Origin of the sequence: Sulfidibacter corallicola, assembly GCF_017498545.1 — a bacterium.
Classification (GTDB): Bacteria; Acidobacteriota; Holophagae; order Acanthopleuribacterales; family Acanthopleuribacteraceae; genus Sulfidibacter; species Sulfidibacter corallicola.
Map to the genome: position 1 here is coordinate 2906725 of NZ_CP071793.1, position 18895 is coordinate 2925619.

The following is an 18895-nucleotide window of genomic DNA, read 5'->3' on the forward strand; positions in this document are numbered from 1 at the left end:
GGTGTTTCGTTCCCGAAATCGAGCTGGGCGCCTTCCGCGTTTGTTCGTGATTCTCAAATCACTGGCCCTGCTCCCGTGAATCGTCGATTGGCCGAATCAGAAAGGGCTTCCAGTCCACATCGGCTCCAGGGGTGAAGGGATTGCCCACCGTTTGCGGTACGTGCTGCATGCGGCGCTCGTAGCCGCTGGTGGCGTCGGACACGCCCGGCACCGGCTCGGCCGATTGGTAGCGGGTGCGGTCCACTTCCCTGCCCTGGCCGTCCACCAAAACCACATCACCCCACGCCAAGTTCAGCGGCACCACCGGATCGGCGATGTAGTTGAAACTCATTGGGACGACGATGTCACGAGACGCCGTCACCACCATTTCATCATCCATCTCGCTCGGGTCCATTTGGAAATCCAATTCGCGGGTTTCCCCTGTTTTGAGTGAGATCTCGGACCGAAGGGTTTGGAATCCGGTCATGGCCGCTGTCACTGTGTAGGAGCCATCCACATGAAAGAGGCGTACGTCGTAACGCCCATCGGCCCGGGTCACCGCATTGCGGGTAAGGCCCGACAGATCGTGAACAAAAGACATCAACACACCAGGCAGGGGATCCCGGTTCACATCCACCACTCGGCCTGTCAGGCGAGCTTTTAACGGACTCTCCGGCTCCTCCGTCAACATTTGAAAACCAACCTCTCGAATCTCCCCTGAGTATGCATCAATCTCCGTTCTTACCTCTCGCCGATAATCCGGAGTGTACGCAGATATGGTGTAGGGGCCACCGATTCGTGCCTTGCGCCACTCGTAGCGGCCATTGATATCGGTGAACACCACGTGGCTGATTGCCAGCGGTTCGTGAACAATCTCAACCGCTACTCCGGGCAACGGCCGATTTTCGGCATCGACCACCAGCCCGGCGATGGTGGTGTATTCAATGTCGGGACCTCGCCGCACGCGTTTCCCGCCAAACACCACCGCCGCCTCACCCTGGCGAAGCACGGCGCCTTCGCGGAACCGGAGCCAGCGATACCCGTTGACCAACAGCATCCAGCCGCTCAGGTCGAGGTCCTGGCCTTCCATGTTCAGGATTTCCACGAATTGATCGGACAGGGCGTCCACCACCCCATCGTCATTGGTATCGGCGCTGTCCCCCGGATCGCGCATCACCTCGGTGATGAACACGTTGCGCACCACCGAGCCCGACACCCTTTCGCGAGGCACCTTCCGCACATCGCTCCGGTTATCCACCGCCAAATAGGCCTTTTCCCCCTGCTTCTGGACCATTCCCGCCAGGTTCCAAAGCGTGGGCTCCTTGTTCGCCACGGAGATCTCGCGCGTCCAATTGAGCGAGAGCGTCACTTCCGCTCGAGATCCCCGGGCATCGGTCATTTTCCAAATGCCCTCGTATGCGGTCGGCGAGAGCGTCACTCCTTCGACGGCGACGCGTTGGGCCACATAGTTTCCCAACTGGTCGAGTCCGATCGAGGTCGGTGGGTCGCCAACTCCGGTTTCGGAGGTGCCGCTATCGGAGGTGCCGGTTTCGGAGGTGCCGCTATCGGAGGTGCCGCTATCGGAAGCGCCGGTGCCCTCGGGTGAGGTTTGCGGTTCGTCGTCGGGGGCGGGTTCCGGTTCCACGACCACAAAGCCGTAGGTGTCGCGGCCGTAGTAGTTGGGCGGGATCACCAGCCCGTTCGGGGTGATGCGAACCGTCGCTTCCACCGTTTGGCCGACCCACGGCAAGGGAGGCTCGCCCCTGATGGTCGTGGTGCCGCGGTCACTCGCAAGATCCAATTCGTTATTTTGGGTTCCTTTCACGCGCCCGCGGAGCCGCGCGCTTCGCTGGACCAATCGGCCGGCAGAGAAGCTTTCCTCGGATTCGGCGGGCAGCTCCCCGTCATAGAATTCGACCCGAAAAGAACCTCTCTGGATCGCATCGCCGGCGGGGTTCAACAAGGATGCGTCACCATCCAATGGTGTGTAGGCGGGAGAAAAATCCAGCGAATAGCGGCCTGAACCCTCTTCCGACAGGGCGAGGCGGCGATAGCCAGGTGCGCCCTCCACGCTTCGATCGCCAAATGCGAGGGGCCCGGGATTTAAACCCCTCACCTCGGTCCCGAAATAATTGGCATCCTCGCTGAGATAGAGCGCGACCGTACCGCCCCTGCCCGTTTCGTTCACTTCGAGAAAAGCACCCAACACCAAACCCGGAAAGCTCGCGGGAACTTCCTCGCCGTCGGAGAGGCGCTGCGCGAATGGCCGAATTTTCAACCCGGAAACCCGGTAGTGGGAACCATCCGTTTGCAGGGTGATCGCCTTGGGCCCGTTCTCCCAGCTCACCGTGTCTAGAACGCCGTCAGCCAGGTCGTCGCGATCCCCGACCCGGTTCGTGAGATAGACTTTGGGTTCGGCACCGAAACGATCCGGGATGCTCTTTATGTCGGACACCAAATTGATCCAACTCAACATGTCCAAACTCCCCTTGGGAACTCGGCCATTTTGAACGATGCACACCCCTGGCCTGTACCGTTTCACCACCTCGGGAGCATCCTTATCATCCCAGTCCCCCCAGGCCAGGACATCGACACCATCTTCCTGTTCCGGATCCCATCCCGCGCCGAGCCACATGTCGAAGTCCTTGAAGCGCACGCCGCACCCTTCGCCGCCATCGAGACAGGCGATGCGTCCTTGCCACTCGGGTTTGAAGACGTAGAACGGATCCTCCCTCCAGCTTTGGTGCCCCTGTGCCGCCGTCACATAACGTGTGGATGGATCTCTGGCCGCGAGCCCGTCAAAATTCGGGTGAAAGAGTTCGAAATCCGGAGCCAAGGGCCCCCGTGCCAAGAACCGGGCAAGACCATCCAGGTAATCCGAGTTTTCCGAACGCACCACGGCCCATCGCAACCGCTCGACCCACCCCATCTCCACCAGGCCGCCGATGAAGGCGTCCAAATCCAATTGGGCACGGTTCCCCCCGGCCGCATAGAGGAAGGCGTCTCCCTCCGGCCCCACCACCAGCGCGGTGGTGCCCTGTTCGTCGTCGGGAAAGAAAACCCGCATCGAGCCGAAGGGCTTCGACGTGGGTTGCGCGATCGACCCCGAATCGAAACGAACCTCGGCGTTGGCCTCGAAGGTCCCGTAGCGCGCCATCACCCGCACCGTTTCTTGGCCGCCATAAACGAACTCGGTTGTCGTGAAGGGACCCCGTCCAGCGTCGACCATCACAGTCTCGGGTGCAAACCCCTCCAAGGGAACCTCGACCGACGAGACGAAATTCGAGAAGTCTCGTTCCGGGGAGGCCCATCCCTCCTCGGATGCGATCCAACCCTCCACCACGAAGGTCGCGAAATAGGCGGCGTTTTGGAAAACCACGAATGCCTCGTCGATGTTCCGGACGCCCTCGAACCGCGCGAAGTAAGCCCTCAGTGCATCGAGATCCTCGACCGGATTCGCGAATGCGAGGCGTCGCGTCCAACCGACCCGAACGTCGGCAAAAGAAACCACTTCTCCCTGCTGCGGCGGGGTCAATGCGCCGGCGATTCCGGACATGAACAATTCCGGTGGGACGGGCAAGCGAGCCTTCAAGGTCAAGATATCGCCCTCGCGGACCCATTCGTTTCGCGACGGTGCGAAGAACGTCCGCCGGCGCAGTTGATCGGCCAACCAGGCGAGGTAAAGTGCGCGATCCGCGCGAAAATCCACTGCCTCCAAATCATCGGCGACGGACAGCGAAGTATCCGCCAACAAGGCGCTCCTGTTGTGGGCGAGCGCCTGTTCGAATCCACGAAATGCCAGGCCGATTTCGGCTTCGGCCTCGAGAATCCTGCCCTCCTGCACCACGGTCGGCAGGAAATCGGGCACGAGCGGCAAATCCGGAAGCGGCTTGGGCAGGAGGAACCAAATCGCCAGTACGGTCGCCCCGACCAAAACGCCCGGCCATCGCGGGCGCATGCCGAACAAGGGGTTGCCATCCGGGTATAGGAAGGCACGCCACCGTTTCGAGAGGCGCCAACGCATGGCCACGGGCTTGCGACCACTTGCCGCTTGAAAAAAAACGGGGTCGCGTAACGGACTGTCCAACGGCTCGGCCGCGGTTCGCCGAGCGCGGCTGGTGTCTGCGCGGCGCGCGATGTTCAGCGTGGCCCCTTCTCCCGCTTTGCCAGGCTCGTTGAAAAGACGCTCGATCGCCGCTTGAATGCGGCTGCGATCCCATTCGGGCGCCGCCGCCAACAGGGCGCCACGCAGCCAATCGGGCATCCAACCCTCGCGAAACCAAGGCAGCCGCCCCAAAGCCCCCAGGCGCGGCACGTTCAAAAGCGATGCACCCTCGGAGTCGGTCAGGACCTTCCCCAGGTACAACGTCAGTTCCCACTGAATGACGGGGTAGGCCGCGCAAGCGGTGAGCCACAGCATGCCCGGCGGGTCCAGGAATTGGCGCAATTGGGTCACCAACGATTCGATCTCCCGAGGCCGCGGTGCCGTGGGGCGAATCCAAGTGGCGGGTCGATCTCGCAAAAGTTTGGGAAAGGGACCGGTGAAGATCCGGGGTCGCTCCGAAAGCAAAGGATCGACATCATCGTTGGCGACCGGTCCGCCGAAATATCCGGCAAGGGAAAAGGCCGAAACAGGGACGACGGGCAGGCCCAAGTCGGTAAGTGCCTGCTCCGCATAACCCCGTTCCATGGTCGGCAGCGGCGTGAACACCGTTCGGGAGGCCCAGGCCTCGAACAGGGAACAGCCTTGGTGGAGGCGTCCGGTCATGGGGTCTACCAAACTGCCGGGATCGCAAAACAGCAAAAGTTGATGATCGGGGTAGCGTCCCAACAGTTCCTGCAAGGTCACGGTCTTGTCCCGCTGCTGCAACAGGCTGGGGTTGTTGGCATAGGTAAAGGTGGTCAGGTTGACCCCGTAATCGGCCAAGGCCGCCAAGAGGTGTTCGAATTGGCGGAACTGATGATCGGTAAGACTGGACCGATGCAGCAACACCAAGTACTCGCGTGGGGTCCTGGCCGTTTGGTAAACCGGCGTGAACATCCCGGCCTGCTCGACCGTGGCCTGGACGGTGCGCGCCGCATCCAGAACATAGAGCGGATAGGCCACGGGGCGGCGGAACCGCGGTGCCAATCGGCGCAGTTCCGCCAGGGAGAACACGGGAGGCGGCCTGCCGCTCACCTGGATTTTTTCGTCGGCCGGAAGGGCATCGGCACCGCGGCCCAGCAAAAAATGTCCGCGAACATCGAGACGCTTGAAGAGCCAGATGGCGAAGCATCCCAGCAACAGAAAACAGGCAAGTCCGCGAATCCAAGGATAATAGCGGCGATAGGCCCGCTGAAACGGGCTCAGGTAGGAAAAACCCGAAGCGCGCAACTCGGTGAGGGTACGGAGGATCGCGCGGAGGTCGGGTTCGTTGGACTTCCGATTTCGCGCGACGGCGGCCGCCAACTCCTGCCGGACAAGGGACAGGTGGGAACTCAATTCCTGAGCACATGGCTGACAGGATGGCTCGTCGACGAGGTCTCGCAAGCTTTGCTTGGCGCGCTCGACCCGTGCAGCCAGCAGATCCGAGCTCGCCCAATCGACTTCCCCCTCCAGGCCCGCGGTCATCACGCTTTTCATCAGCGCAAACAACTCCTGTTTTGCGCCTTCGACATCGATCGGGGCGGCCGGGGTCTCCGCCCTGCATGCGTTGATCTCTTTCTCGATTTCGGCCGCGAGCTCCTGGTAACGGCTGTTGGATTGCCCGGCATGCGCATCCTGCAGCAGGGTGAAGCCCCTGGCTTCCAAACAGGCCCGATGCTGCTCGAAGCGCCGCATCAAGTAGGCCGGCCAGGCTTCCAGTCGCACCAGGAACCCTTCTTTCATCCCTCCGAAACGCACCTCACCGGTGCCGCGGCGGTAGCCCTCCTTTTCGGCCGCCACCTGCCAATCGTCGGACAGCGCCGACGGTTCGAACACCACCAGGCCAAGCGGGTCCGAGCGCTTCTGTGTGACGAGGCCATACCCATTGTCGTTCAAGGTGACCAGGGCATCGGGTAGGGACACACCCAGATGATCGATCACCTGTACCCTCACCCGGGGCCGCATCCAGAAGACCACCGCCAACAACAGGGCGATGGACAGCAGGAGAGCCAAGCCCTCTCGGGCCGGGAACAGGCCAGATCGTTTCCTTTGTCGGGGTGCTTGGACATCCCCACCGCCATCCTCTCGATCATCCCGACCAGGCGGGGCGACCGGCAGCCCCGTTTCGAGCGGTCCCTCCATTGGAGCCTTTCGGCGAGCGGCCTCGGCGCGCTCGCGGGCCAAGTCGGCCGCCCACGGCTCGAACAACTGGGTCACGCGATCCTGTTCTTCCTCCGTGCCGGCGAGCACGGGACGAATCAGTGGCAGCCAGTCGCGAAGGTCCTTCGGCAACGTTCCCGCCGCGGCGAACTGCTCGGCCAGGCGTGCCACCGCCTCGTACTGACCCACCTCCAGCTTCCAGCCGCTGCCGCGCAGCAGGTCCAAAAACCGGTGGAGGTCGTGCACCACCTCCGCGACGGGGTCTGGCTTCATCGCATCAGACCCCGTCCCACAGTCGTCGAATGCGTTCCTGATCCTCGCTGGACTTGGAGAGCGTGGCCAAGGTCGCCTTGACCGGCAAATCGCTCAGACCACAATCGTAACCATTTGGTGAAGCATGCCTTAGAGCGCGCAGCCAGGACAATAGTTCGGCCGTGGCGGGTTTCTTTTCCAAACCGGCGGCACGCACTTTCAGGAAGAACTTCAGCGCATCGTCCAGCAGGGTCGTCCCTTTGAGTTCGCTGATTCGGCGCGCCGCCACTTCGGCAAAATGATCGTCGGGCGTGCGGACGTGGTAATACACACAGCGCCGCAAAAAGGCCGGCGGTAGATTCTTTTCGCCGTTGCTGGTCATCACCACGATCGGGCGAAAGGCCGGATCGGCTTTGACCCGAAGCGGTTTGTTCAGTTCGAGCACATCGAAGGACATGTCGTCCAGGGCGCGCAACAGGTCGTTGGGGAAATCCCGCGGCGCTTTGTCGATCTCGTCGATCAGGACCACGGACGGCTTGCCCTCGACCTCGTCCATCTCGTTCAGCGTTTCGTCGGCCACCGCTTCGAGCGGAAACATCCTGCGCGACACCTGCCACACCGTTTGGCGGTCGGTACAGGCATCGAATATGGCCCGTCCCAAGGCGCAGAATTCCAAAAAGCCCCAGGGATTGATGGGTTGCCGGGATTTGGCAGGGGCGGCCGAACCGGCTTTGGGTGGCTCGATCCCCATGGCGGCCAGGTCCCTGGCGATCTGCACGGCATTGAAGAAGGCCAAGGTGTTGAAATGGTAGAACAGGTCGCGAGCGGTGGAGGTGGACCGCGTGCGGAACTCGTGCACCGGCAACCCGTTCAGTTCCCAAGCCAAGCTGTAGGCCAGTTGGGTCTTGCCGCAACCGGGTTCGCCCGTCAGCAACAACGGTTGCCGCAAGGTCAGGGCGACGGTTGCCGCGGCCGCCAAGTCGGGATGGGCTCGATAATCCCGGGGATCCTCTTCTTTCTCCCGCGCCGATCGCGACCAGGAGATCGACTCGGTCCGTTGCGTTCCCTGCCCTTCATACACCAGGTCGGTCATTTGTCTCCCCTTCGCTCAACCCAAATCTTCGAGCGCTTCGGTAAAGGCCTTCATCGAACGCCGGCGAAACACGCCCTTGAACAGAGCTTTGATTTTCTTTTGGATTTGTTTGCGTTTGGCGGGCGGATAATCGGCCCCGTGCCTCTCGAGCCAATTGAGGGCGTGCTGCCACTTCAGGTGACTCAGTTCGGGTAAGGCGACGACCGCGGGCAAGTCTTGTCGGGTGGCACGCATCAGCGTCCTGCGCAGAACGTGCGGCCGGTGGCGTTTCTGCCAGAAATGAGAGAACAGGTGGAGCCAGTGGAAGTCGTCGTATTGGATGACGGCAAAGACCAACAGGTGGCAATTCCCCTTGGTTCGGTATTTCCCGATGGATTTGAGCCATTCTGCCAAGAGCAGGTGGTCCTTGGCCCAATCGCGAGCGGTGATGGTGACCGTGATCATGGCGCTTTGCCCGGCCAGGGCATCGGCCACCGAATCAACTGCCTGGCCATGGCGCAACAACGCTTCGCGCAGGTCTTTTTCCAACTGGTCGCAGCGTTCGCCAAGACTGTCCAGCTTGCGCCAGGGCAGGTTGTAGCGCTGGGGTCGAACGTTCAGGAGTTCCGGTAGGGTGTGTTGTTCCAGACGGTCGAGGAACAGGTCGGGTCGCTGGCGATCCTCGCCGAACACCAGCACGCACAGCGGTTCCCGCGGCGTTCGATCTCGATGGTGCGCAAAGGCTTCTTCGAAGTGTTCGGTGGGCACGGTGCGATCGGCAAGGAAGGGTGGCGGTCCCGACGGTTCCGTCGAGTGGAAGCGGAGGACGTGGTCCAAATTTCGTTCCTGAAGGAACCGCAGCAGCGAAGGGGCGGCAATCGCCAAACCTCGGGTGCCCTTGTTTTTGAACATCATGCCGAGCAGCCTGGCCGCCCCCGGCATCGATGGGTCCATCACCGGCCCGCCACTGTCGCCCGCCTTCACCTCGTAGTGGATGGGCTCGATTTCAAAGGCACGCAGCATGTCGCCGGGCGCCCGGCGAAAGTGGGCGGAAGGACCCACCCGCCCCTGATACTCGAAAAAGCCCTGGGAATCTTGCGAAGGCGACACAAAGTGAACCGTCGCCTGCTGCTCGGGCAACCGCGACGAGAGCAACAGCGCTTCCACGTCAGGTTGCAGCTCGATCCCTATCAACGCGAAATCGTGGCGATCCAATACCTCGGGGCAGGCCCCGTCGTCGGGTACTTGGATTTCCCATTCCAACCGCTTGGCTTCCACCGATGTTTCACCGAAAACCAGTTCCACCCTGACCCCGGCCAGGTCTTTGCGGAAATGCTGACGATACTGGGTCTTATCGGGGTAGAGCGCGTTTGGATCGGGCGGCAGGGGGCGGTAGGCGATGCACACATCGCGAATCACGTGGGCGCAGGTGAGCAGGTAGGTGTACCGATCGTCATAACCGACCACGAACCCCACGCCACGGGCACGGTTGTGCGCATGCCCGCTGTGAATGGAAAAACAAGAGTCAACGAATTCCGCCATGAGAAACCCATGCTGAGACGGTTGTGTTCGAAGTGGTTCCCCCTGGGGGTTCAATCGGATTCGGGTTCGGTTTTGGGACCGGTGTCGACACCGGCGCGCGGCCCGAAGATCAGTTTCACGCTCAAATTCGATTTGGCCTTGCCGCTGGTGACAAAAAGATTACCGGAGGCCTCAAAACCCAAGTCCAACTGAACCTCAGCCTGTTCGATCGACAATTCCTTGTTGAGTTCGCGCCAGGTGGCGTTGAATTGGCGGCAGATATAGCGCAAGGTCGGCTGGATCTTTTCGAAAGAGGTGCCGATTTTCCCACCTTCGCTGGATACCTGTTGCTCGAATCGAGGATCCACATCGATCTGGACGCGCAACCCATCTTCGAGAGTGACAATCCGTTCAGACACAGCAACTCCTTTCGAAAAGATCAGCGTTTCACAGGAAGAAGGGGGTAATCAGTTGATTATCGAAAATTGCTCCAAACAGGTCAATTCATTTCAAGGACACAACCCGATAAAACCGCCATGGCCGGGTTTGGCTCGAGGCGAAGGCCGTCGGAAAGGCATCGTCCGAAGCTGGGAGAGTCGTTGTCTGTCACCCTGATTGTTCCTTCCCTCGAGCAATTTCAGCCGCCAAAGCATTGAGTTTGGGCTCCCAAAATTGACGGAACGTTTCCAACCATGCATCCACCTCCCTCAGGGGTGTCACGTCCACCGCATATATGCGCCGGGTTCCTTCGGAGCGAACCGTGGCAAACCCATTTTCTCGTAGTATCTTGAGATGTTGGGAAACCGCCGGTTGCGAGATGGCGAACTCCTGGCGAATGATGTGGGTAATCCTACCGGAAGCATGCTCACCTTCGCGCAACAACTCCAAAATACGTCGCCGGACGGGATCGCCCAACACATCGAAAGCATGCATCAGGTTTCTCCCTCCGGAATCCCGGTATAAAAGGCGATGGTTCGTCGGGCGGTGGCCACTGAGGCTTCTGGATCTTCGCCAATTTCAATAACGGCCTGAGCCCAAGCTTCGCCACTTCCGGTAATGATCGCTTTTCCATCCCGGGACGCGGCAAACGCGGCTTCATCTATTTTTGGCTCCGTGGGTTGAGTCACGTGAAGCTCCAGCCCCAACAAGCTCAATTCCCAGCCGATTCCGGTTGCGCCTGGACCATATTCCTTCCAATGTTCTGACAGATGAGCAGTATGGGTAAGTTTCAGCCGCGTTTGGCCAGTTCCCTCGGACGAAAGCCACACTTCAACCCAGCTTTTATCACCTCCGAACTCCCAAGTGAGGCTTAAATGTTTCGGTGGCTCGCAGGCAATAATCTCACCACCCGCGTTACCCTCCAACTGATAGCGTCCATGCAATTTCAGATCGCCCGTTACCGGCATGAACCACCGGGAGAGCCGCGCTGGGCTGGTCAGTGCATCCCACAAATCTTCGAGGGTCGTAGCATAGGCGCGTCCTAGGGTAACCGCCCTCGCGGGTTTTCCTTCCACTTCCAGAGATGATACCGTGCGCAACACGGCACCAAGATGATGTGCTACATCGAACGTCATGAAGCCTCCTCAAGTGACTTTGACATTCATATAAGCACTCGCTTATATAAGCGTCAACTTAATTCTCTGAGCACTTTCATGTTGTATTGAGGTGCGCGTTCCACGACCTTTGAGATTAATCGATCTGGCATCGTCTTAACTTCCCGGGGCCTCGAACAACCAGGCCAACGAGATCAGAGGGCGGCCTTCCCCAATTTTCTGAACCGCCCGGGATTGCCGGAGACTATTTTGTCTGAGTTAAGCTACCTTAACCGGGTCATCCCGTTTTTTCCAATAGTTCATTCCATAACCCGTAGGCAGCACATTTCCGAAAACTCTGGTGAATAGCGCTTTGTATTTTTCATAACTCCATCCTAGTCAAGAAATGGAGTCTCCGGAAATCTCGGGGCGATTCAGTTTTCAGGGCACGTCCAGCCCAGTGCCCATCCAGGCGAGCCCACTTGGCGGTGACGACCTTTTGGTTACTGGATGGGCACCGGCCTAACCGGAGCAGGCGAGCCTCGTTTCGTCCCGTGGCGGCCGTTGGGGGCGTGCCAATTTCGATGGCGGCAGGCCGGCGGCCACTTCCGTCAGCGCCGTGGTCGCCATCGCCGCCCCGCCCGAACGACGGAACGATTGGCCGATGCGCCGGGCGGCCGCCTGGAAGGATGGCTCCTCGAGCACCCGACCCACCGCCTCGCGTACGGCATCGGCTGTCAACCTGCCGAAACGCAGGCGCAAACCCGCTCCGGATTCAAGCACCAACCGAGCGACGAGTGGCTGGTCGTCGCAGATCGGCGTCACCACCAGAGGCAGATCGTGCGCGAGTGATTCACACACGGTGTTGTGCCCGCCGTGGCACAACACCGCGCTCATGAACGGCAGCAAAGCCAGTTGCGGCACGCGCGGCGCGGCGATGACGTGCTCCGGCGCACGGGAAACCCAATCCTCGGGAGCGACCATGACCACCTGTACACCCATGTCGGCCGTGGCTTCGGCGACAATGTCGTAGAAGCGCGGGTCGCGATCGCGGTTGATGGTGCCCAGCGACACCAATATCGCGGGAACCTCTTCCCGCAGCCGGTCCCACGGGAAATCGATGCGCTCCGAGCGCAGGTTGGTGGAGGGGCCCACGAAGAGGTAGGGCGCCTCGAAACGCGGCAGGCTCCCGCAAAAGACCTGCGTGCTGAACACCAGGTTGGCGATCGGCGAGAGGTCGGGGCGCTCCATCGGTTCGAGGTCGAATTCCCGCTGCACCTCGGCCAAGGTCTGGACCAACCAGCGATCCGAGACATCCCACACCTTCATGATGCTGGCCGAGGTCGTGACCGTGGTGACGTATGGCACGCCCTTGCGCCGCGCCGCCAACCATCCCGAGAACATCAATTGATCGGTGACCACCACGTCGGGCCGGAAGGAGTCGATCGCGGCTTCCACCTCGGCCAAGCTGTCGCGACCCATCGGCAAGGCAAACTCGCGATACAGAAAGAACACGCTGGCCAGGCCTTGTTTGTGGCCCTTTGGATCCTTCAAGAACAGTCGCGTCTCCAGGCCGATCAGGTTCGATTCGGGCGGCAACAGATGACCGATCGCCGCTTCGTGGCCGACCCAGACGACGTCGTGACCCTGGCGCCGAAGCAGCACGGCGATGCTCTGCAACGGATTGACGTGGCCGGTCAAGGGCGGGACCACGAACAGGAAACGACCCATCACACACCTCCCGCGGCGGCCAGCGGCAAAGGTGATCGCGCCAGCCAGGTCAGCAGCCGGTCGCGCACGGCAGAGGTCGCCTCCCACATGATCGCGTGACTGCAATCGGGAAACAGGTGCAATTCGGCCCGCGGCATCAGGGCCGCCAGGCGCTCGCCGCGGTCGCGAATGTCGGATCGCTCGCCGTAGAGCGCCAGCACGGGGACTTCGATGGCGCGCATGTCCTGCTCGGTGATCGGAGGGGTGCCGCGCAGGTCTTCGATCAGCGTCGTTTCCTTGATCAGGCCATGGGCGTCCCGAGCCAGGCGGCGGCGCTTGGTATCGGTCTGGCGGCCAAGCCACGATTTGTAGCTTTCCCCCAGTTTCCGGTCGGCGGCCTCGCCCTCCAGGCCAAGGGTTTCGGCCATTTCCTGGCCCCAGCCGGGTACATGGGCGTGGCCTTCGATCAAGGCCATGCTGTGCACGCGATGGGGGAAGCGATGGGCGAAGGCCAGCGCGAGCAGGCCGCCGAAGCTGTGCCCCACCAGGGTCACGGGTTCCCGCAGGCCGTTGGCGTCCAGCACCGCACGCAATTCGTTCACGAAACTGTCCAAATCGTAGCCGGATTTCGGGCGCTCGCTACGACCGTGGCCGCGCATGTCGTAGAGCAGAACCCGCCGCTGACGAGACACGGGATTGGCCATGGTGAAGAACCAGCTCGAAAGGTTGTCAGTAATCAAGCCGTGAAGAAAGACGACGGTTGGCCCGCTCGGAACGGAATCGCCCATACGCTGCACGTGTAACTTCAGGCCCTGAATGTTCATTTCTGCCATGAAAAAACTCCTTGATCTGGTGGAAAACTTGATCGGGCGCGGTGAGATGCAGGTCGTGATTACCCTCCACTTCGGCCAAAGTACAGTGGGACAGGGCGCGCTTCAGGCCCGGCCCCTCGCAGCGCCCCAAGGACTGGGAGCCGTAGAGCGCGAGCACCGGTTGCGGCAGCGCGGCCAGCGCAGCTTCGGGGAAGGCCTGGGTTCGCTTCATGTCGCGCATGCAGCTCGTGCCATTGAGCAGATCGCTCAGGCGCTGGGCGGCGCGGCGCGAACGGCGACCTCCCTGGAGCAGGACCTCGGGAATGTAGGCCGCGGTCTGCTCGGGGGTGAGGCTGCGCAGGAAGCGCTCCAGTTCGAGGGTGTGCCAGGGCGGTAGGGCGGCCTCGATCAGCACCATGCGGCGCACCCGGTGCGGATGGGCCAAGGCGTAGGCCAGCGAAACCAGGGCACCCCAGCAATGCCCGACCAGGTCTACCGGTTCGCCCTCGGGGCTGGCGTAGTTGACGACCGCGGCCAGATCGTTGGCCAAGGTCTGCGGATCGTAACCCGTTCCAGGCATGTCGGACTTGCCGTGGCCGCGCAGGTCGTGCATGACGACCAGGCGGTCTTCGGCCAGACGGGGCCCGATGTGAAAGTACCAATCGACCAGGCTGCCCATGAACATGCCGTGGGTCATCACGATGGGGACGCGGTCCAGGCCGGGCACCGCGGGACCCATGGCCTGGACGTGGAGACGCAAGGACGGCGCGAAGATCATCGGCATGATTCGATGAACTCCACGATGTCGCCGACGGTCAATGCGACGATGGCTTCCAACTCCATACCGGAGAGATGCTTGGCAAAATTGAGATGATCGCCGAAGCGGTTGTTGATCTTCTCGGCGAGCACCACCAATTCGATGCTGTCCAATTCCAGTTCTTCCGAGAACACCGTATCCCGGGTGATCTCGACGTCGTCGATCCATTTTTCCTGGATGACCTCGCGAATCAGGCGGGTCACGATGTCGAAGGTGGTTTCTTGGGTCTGTAACATGGGGCTCTCCTCTATTCTGTCCAAGTGATGATGTAGTCCTGGGTTTCCTCGGGGGCCTGGCGCCTGGACCGGCGTTCGCCCGGCGAAGGGGATTCGGGGCCGGGCGTGCGGCCCGACGCGTTGCGGCTGGCGTAGGTCGCCACCCAGCAGGGGGCTCCCAGCCGATCCTCCACCTCGATGCGTTTGGGGTGCACGTGCGTGATGGAGAAGTTGCGGAGATCCGAATCGGGCACCGCGCCGCGCCATCGGGCGTAGGCCCGCTTGGCCGCCCAGAACCGCACCGCTTCGCGCGCGGGTTCGGTGCCTGGCAGCATGGCCAATTCGTCGTGGGTCAGGAAATGGGCGACGGAGGGCATGGTCTCCATGGCTTCGCCGTGCAGGTCGGCGACCGCCAGGCCCAGCGGGGTGCGGCCGAGACGGGCGACCGCCAAATCGCCGTGGAGCGCCACCACGATCAGCCAGCGCTCGTCGCGGTAGTGCGCCGTGACCACCCCTTCGGCGGGCCCTTCGATGCGGATTTCGGCGGGGAAGATCGGGTGCCGTGTCGCGAGATCCAAGTGGTGCCGCAAGGCGTCCTTGGCGACGATGCGCCCGTTCAGCCAGCGTCGTTTGAGGCGCGGGTCCAGGTCGCCGTATGCGTCGCGCTCCACCTTGGTCAGGAACCGGCGCGACAGTTGATCGCGCGACAGGGCCAGGCGATAGCGGTCGCGAAACACCAGCGCGCCGCACGGACGCGGTACGGCCAGAAGGTGGCGATCCACCTGCATGATGATGCGCCACAGGCGTTCGTCGGTCTCGAAACGGCGGTCGCGCCAACCTTCGATGCGCGCCCAGACCTGGTCGCCGCGCCAGATCACCATGTCGGCGCTCACTTCCTGGTCGGTCAGGCTCCCGATTTCCACCGAGCAGCCCAACTCCTCGCCGATCTCGGGATCGGGCCCGAAGAATTCGATGCGGCCGATGCCGATCGGCATGGCCAGCCGATCTTTGTCGTTGCGCGCCATGATCCAGTAACCCAGCAATTGCCCGGCGCTATCGAGCAGGCTGCCCGGCCCGCGCCGCAGCGCGATGCGCCCGCGAATGCCTTGGGGACCGATACCTTCCAGGGCCGTCACCCCCTGGTAGGCCGGGCCGTGGAACATCCACCGGTCGCGGTATAGGGTGTCGGCGTCGATGTCCGGCGACGTCTCCCCCGCGATCGGCGCGTCCGGTGCCTCGGGAATGTCGGGTGGAGCATCCGCGAGGACCGCCGTCGCGCGGGCATAGCCTTTCAAGTCGATTTCGAGGCGATGGGCGTCCAATCGCCGGGTCACGATGCGCAGATCCAGCGGTTCGTCCACCAGCAGCCAGCGAAACGCCTGAATATCTTCGAGTGCGGTCACGACGAAACCCGGCGCGGATTCGCGGGCGATATCCACCATGATCTGAAGCGACATCGTCATCGGCACGACCGGGTAACGATCGTTGAGAATCGGCCAATCGGGCGGTTGCGCGAAGAACGTGTGGTCCAGAAGTTCCGGAACCCTGTCGACCGAGAGGTGGCGGGTGAAGGTCCTAACCAGGGATCCTCCTTCGTCGTTCCCTGGTGGCCTCTCTCGCGAACCCGAGGCGGACCAGTCCGGCTCGATCAGGGATTCATTCAACCCGGGAGCCTCGCTCCGCTGCCCCGCCAGGGCGCGAACGACGTCGGAGCCCGCCGTTTCAATCTCCCCGAGCAACGATTGAAACGCGCGGCCCGCCGTGCCCGTGGGGCCCAGATCGGCGACAAAAGGCAAAGCGCGCCGATCGGGACGCTCCCCCCCACGCGGCAGTTCGAGCGGTGTGTTCAGCTCCACCAGGGGCACGCCCAATTTCAACCGCATCGTCGCGCGTTTTTCGGCTGAGGAGGAAGCTGGCTCGGACATGGCGGCCGGTTCCGCCCGACCCTCGCGAAAGTGACTCGGATCGACCGCCGCACCCTCCGCCCAAAGGGCCGCGCTCATGTGCGCCAATTGCTCCAATCCAGTGCGTTTGGAGAGGTTGGCGTGCAATGCAAGGTGCGGCCGATCGCCCAGCGTATCGGCGATGAAGCCCGGCAGGCTGCCCGTCCCCACCTGAACGAAGGTGCGAAAGCCGTCGGCGTACATTCGTTCGATCAGCGACCGAAAGCGCACCGGTTCGACGAGATGGCGCAACGACAGTTCGCGGATGGCGGGAACGTCCTCGGGATAGGGCGCGGCCAAGGTCGCCGACCACAGCGGGATGCGCGGCGGGAACATGGGGAATTCGAGAAAGAAGGCGCGATGGGGCTCCAGGTAGTCGCGATAGAGCGGCGAATGGAACCCGCTCTGGAAGGGCAGCACGCGGGTCAGGACCTGGAGATCCTGCAACCGCTGCTCGATCTCGGCGATCGCGTAGGGCCGGCCGCAAAGAATCACCTGGCGCGGGCAGTTCTCGTGGGAGACGGACAGGTCGTCCAAACCGATCATGGCTTCGCGGGCCCTTTCCAGACTGCAGCCGGCGGCCAGGAACTGAACGTCCGGCACGTTCAGGCTGCCGGGCTGGAGCTGCTCGCCGAAGGCGTCGGCCTCGCGCTCGGGCACGCAGCCCGCGGCCATCAAGCCGCTCCATTCGCCGATGCTGTGACCCGCGACGGCGTCCGGTTCGATGCCCAGCCGCAGCAGGGTTCGGTGAAGAAAGCGGTTGGTCTGGATGATGCCGATCCCGGCGGCAAGCAAATCCGACTGTAGCGCGCCGGGATCGGTACGGGCCGGCAGGGCCATGTGGAAATGGTTCGCGATGTCCGCCAATCGCGGTTCGAAGCTGCTGTCCACACCGGGAAAGACGAACGCCAGTTTGGCTTCCGGCGTGACGACGGGCCGGTTGGTGAAATAGATGCCGTTGCGCCCCCGCCACGGCACACCGCGTCGCACGATGGTCTTCGCCCGTTCCAATCGCGCCTCGGTGGGATTCACGATCGCCACCCGCCAGGAAGCCGAGCCGGCCTCGACGCAGGATCGCTTCTCGGTCAAGGCGCGAACCAGGTCCTCGCCATCTTCGGCCGCGAATACCGCCAACCGCGGCAGATCGGTGGTCGTCGCGCTCGGGGGCGCCACGAGCACGGTGGCCCTGGGGTCGACGACAGGGGCCGGGTCGGCTACGCTCTCCAACACCAGGTGGGCATTGATGCCACCGAATCCAAAGGCGTTGACCGCGGCAATTCGCGTTTCGCCCGCGCGCGTTTCCCATGGAGCACACACGTTCACGGGCAAGAACCGGGTGTCCCGCAGCGCGTCGCACGGGTGCTCGCAGTGCAGGGTCGGCAGGTGTTCGCCGTGATAGATCGCCAGCGCGGCCTTGATCAAGCCGGCCATGCCCGCCGCGGGCATCGTGTGCCCGATCATCGACTTGACCGAACCCAGGCCGATCGGTGGGTGCTCGGGCCGAGCCGATCCGAAAAACCGGGTCAGGGTCTCCAGTTCGGCCGCATCGCCGGCGGGGGTGCCGGTCCCGTGGGCCTCGAGGAAGCCCAGTCGCTCCGGCTCGAGGCCCGCTTCACGCCAAGCCCGTTCCAATGCCAACACCTGGCCGTCCACCGACGGGCTCATCAAGCTGCCCGTTCGGCCGTCGCTGGCGATACCCACCCCGCGAATCACGGCGTAGATCCGGTCGCCGTCCCGTTCGGCATCCTCCAGGCGTTTGAGGCACACCATGCCGGCGCCTTCACCGATCAGCAACCCGTCGGCGCGGCGGTCGAACGGCCGGATCTGTTGGTCGCGGGACAGGGCTCCCAACTGGCTGAACACACTCCAAAAAGCCACGTCGTGACTCAGGTGGATGCCGCCGGCCAGCACCAGGTCGCACCGCCCCGAGCGCAACTCGCGCACTGCCTGATCCACGGCGAGCAGCGAGCCCGCGCAGGCCGCGTCGACCGTGTAGGCCGGGCCGAAGAGGTTCAGGCGATTGGCCAGGCGGGATGCGGTCAAGTTGGGCACCAGGCCGATGGCGGTGTCGGGGCCGTAGTGGCCCAAGCCGCCCTGGAACTCGGCCTTCACCCGCGCCAACGCCGCCGCGTCGATGCCGGGCACCAGACGTTGCAGCGCATGGACCAACTGGGCCGAGGTGCGCACGTGCTGTTCCAGGCGGGTCATGCCGGCGCCGATGTAGTTGCCGCGGGCGATGATGACCCCGGCCTTGGCGGCATCGTAATCGCCCTCGCGATAACCCGCGTCGGCCAAAACCGCGGCCGCCAGTTTCAAGCTGATCATTTGGTCCGGTTCGGCGCCCTCGGCCGCGACCGGCATGATGCCGAAGACGAGCGGGTCGAAATCGACGAGATCGTCGACGAAACCGCCGCGCAGGCAGTAGAAACGATCGGGCGCGGCACTTTCGGGGTCGTAGAAAAGTGGTTCCCAGCGTTGCGGCGGTACCTCGCGAATGGCATCGACGCCGGTGCGGAGATTGTGCCGGAAAGCCGCCAGGTCTTCGGCTCCGGGAAAGAGACAGGCCATGCCGGTCAGGGCGATGGCACAGTCGGATCGGTCGGTCTGTGTCATGATCGCAATCCTCGATGAAATGAAGCTGAGGCGATTCGGGCGCCATCGGGAAGGGTTCCCGGGCACGCGGCGCGCAGGTCCACGGCGGCGCCTGGGGGGATCGCGTCGCCGATCCCCCCGATCGCAAGTTGCTGGACAGAAGG

The 18895-nt window shown here is 62.7% G+C and carries 11 protein-coding genes; all 11 read right to left on the minus strand.

Going from position 1 to position 18895, the window contains the following annotated elements:
- Positions 1-58 precede the first annotated feature (58 nt).
- Positions 59-6538 carry a carboxypeptidase regulatory-like domain-containing protein gene (locus J3U87_RS08375; protein ID WP_237382588.1) on the minus strand — a complete coding sequence of 2160 codons (6480 nt, stop codon included), beginning with the start codon at positions 6536-6538 and terminating at the stop codon, positions 59-61.
- A gap of 4 nt (positions 6539-6542) precedes the next feature.
- The gene (locus J3U87_RS08380) at positions 6543-7610 is read right to left on the minus strand and encodes an AAA family ATPase (RefSeq protein WP_237382589.1); all 1068 of its coding nucleotides are present in this window, start codon (positions 7608-7610) and stop codon (positions 6543-6545) included.
- Between the two features lie 15 nt (positions 7611-7625).
- Positions 7626-9131, minus strand: a complete 1506-nt coding sequence (locus J3U87_RS08385; protein WP_237382590.1) for a trypsin-like peptidase domain-containing protein — start codon at positions 9129-9131, stop codon at positions 7626-7628.
- A gap of 50 nt (positions 9132-9181) precedes the next feature.
- A complete protein-coding gene (locus tag J3U87_RS08390; RefSeq protein WP_237382591.1) occupies positions 9182-9529 on the minus strand; it encodes a CU044_2847 family protein in 348 nt (115 codons plus the stop codon).
- 187 nt (positions 9530-9716) lie between these two features.
- Positions 9717-10043: an ArsR/SmtB family transcription factor gene (locus J3U87_RS35235; protein ID WP_420038259.1), complete on the minus strand. Its 327-nt coding sequence runs from the start codon at positions 10041-10043 to the stop codon at positions 9717-9719.
- Positions 10043-10684, minus strand: coding sequence for an SRPBCC family protein (locus J3U87_RS08395; protein WP_237382592.1), 642 nt, complete (start codon positions 10682-10684; stop codon positions 10043-10045). The genes J3U87_RS35235 and J3U87_RS08395 overlap by 1 nt, the downstream gene beginning before the upstream one ends.
- Before the next feature lie 480 nt (positions 10685-11164).
- On the minus strand, positions 11165-12373 hold the full coding sequence (locus tag J3U87_RS08400) for a glycosyltransferase (RefSeq protein ID WP_237382593.1): 1209 nt from the start codon (positions 12371-12373) through the stop codon (positions 11165-11167).
- A complete protein-coding gene (locus tag J3U87_RS08405; protein ID WP_237382594.1) occupies positions 12373-13185 on the minus strand; it encodes an alpha/beta fold hydrolase in 813 nt (270 codons plus the stop codon). Before J3U87_RS08405 ends, J3U87_RS08400 begins: the two co-directional genes overlap by 1 nt.
- Positions 13082-13948 carry an alpha/beta fold hydrolase gene (locus J3U87_RS08410; protein WP_237382595.1) on the minus strand — a complete coding sequence of 289 codons (867 nt, stop codon included), beginning with the start codon at positions 13946-13948 and terminating at the stop codon, positions 13082-13084. The genes J3U87_RS08405 and J3U87_RS08410 overlap by 104 nt, the downstream gene beginning before the upstream one ends.
- Complete coding sequence (locus J3U87_RS08415; RefSeq protein WP_237382596.1) at positions 13939-14217, minus strand: acyl carrier protein; 279 nt, start codon at positions 14215-14217, stop codon at positions 13939-13941. The genes J3U87_RS08410 and J3U87_RS08415 overlap by 10 nt, the downstream gene beginning before the upstream one ends.
- Positions 14218-14228: 11 nt before the next feature.
- On the minus strand, positions 14229-18752 hold the full coding sequence (locus tag J3U87_RS08420) for a type I polyketide synthase (RefSeq protein WP_237382597.1): 4524 nt from the start codon (positions 18750-18752) through the stop codon (positions 14229-14231).
- Positions 18753-18895: the final 143 nt, after the last annotated feature.

Coding starts and splice junctions, on each gene's coding strand:
- J3U87_RS08420 (WP_237382597.1), bottom strand. CDS start 18,752: ATGACACAGACCGACCGATCCGACTGTGCCATCGCCCTGACCGGCATG.
- J3U87_RS08415 (WP_237382596.1), bottom strand. CDS start 14,217: ATGTTACAGACCCAAGAAACCACCTTCGACATCGTGACCCGCCTGATT.
- J3U87_RS08400 (WP_237382593.1), bottom strand. CDS start 12,373: ATGGGTCGTTTCCTGTTCGTGGTCCCGCCCTTGACCGGCCACGTCAAT.
- J3U87_RS08405 (WP_237382594.1), bottom strand. CDS start 13,185: ATGGCAGAAATGAACATTCAGGGCCTGAAGTTACACGTGCAGCGTATG.
- J3U87_RS08410 (WP_237382595.1), bottom strand. CDS start 13,948: ATGCCGATGATCTTCGCGCCGTCCTTGCGTCTCCACGTCCAGGCCATG.
- J3U87_RS35235 (WP_420038259.1), bottom strand. CDS start 10,043: ATGCATGCTTTCGATGTGTTGGGCGATCCCGTCCGGCGACGTATTTTG.
- J3U87_RS08395 (WP_237382592.1), bottom strand. CDS start 10,684: ATGACGTTCGATGTAGCACATCATCTTGGTGCCGTGTTGCGCACGGTA.
- J3U87_RS08385 (WP_237382590.1), bottom strand. CDS start 9,131: ATGGCGGAATTCGTTGACTCTTGTTTTTCCATTCACAGCGGGCATGCG.
- J3U87_RS08380 (WP_237382589.1), bottom strand. CDS start 7,610: ATGACCGACCTGGTGTATGAAGGGCAGGGAACGCAACGGACCGAGTCG.
- J3U87_RS08375 (WP_237382588.1), bottom strand. CDS start 6,538: ATGAAGCCAGACCCCGTCGCGGAGGTGGTGCACGACCTCCACCGGTTT.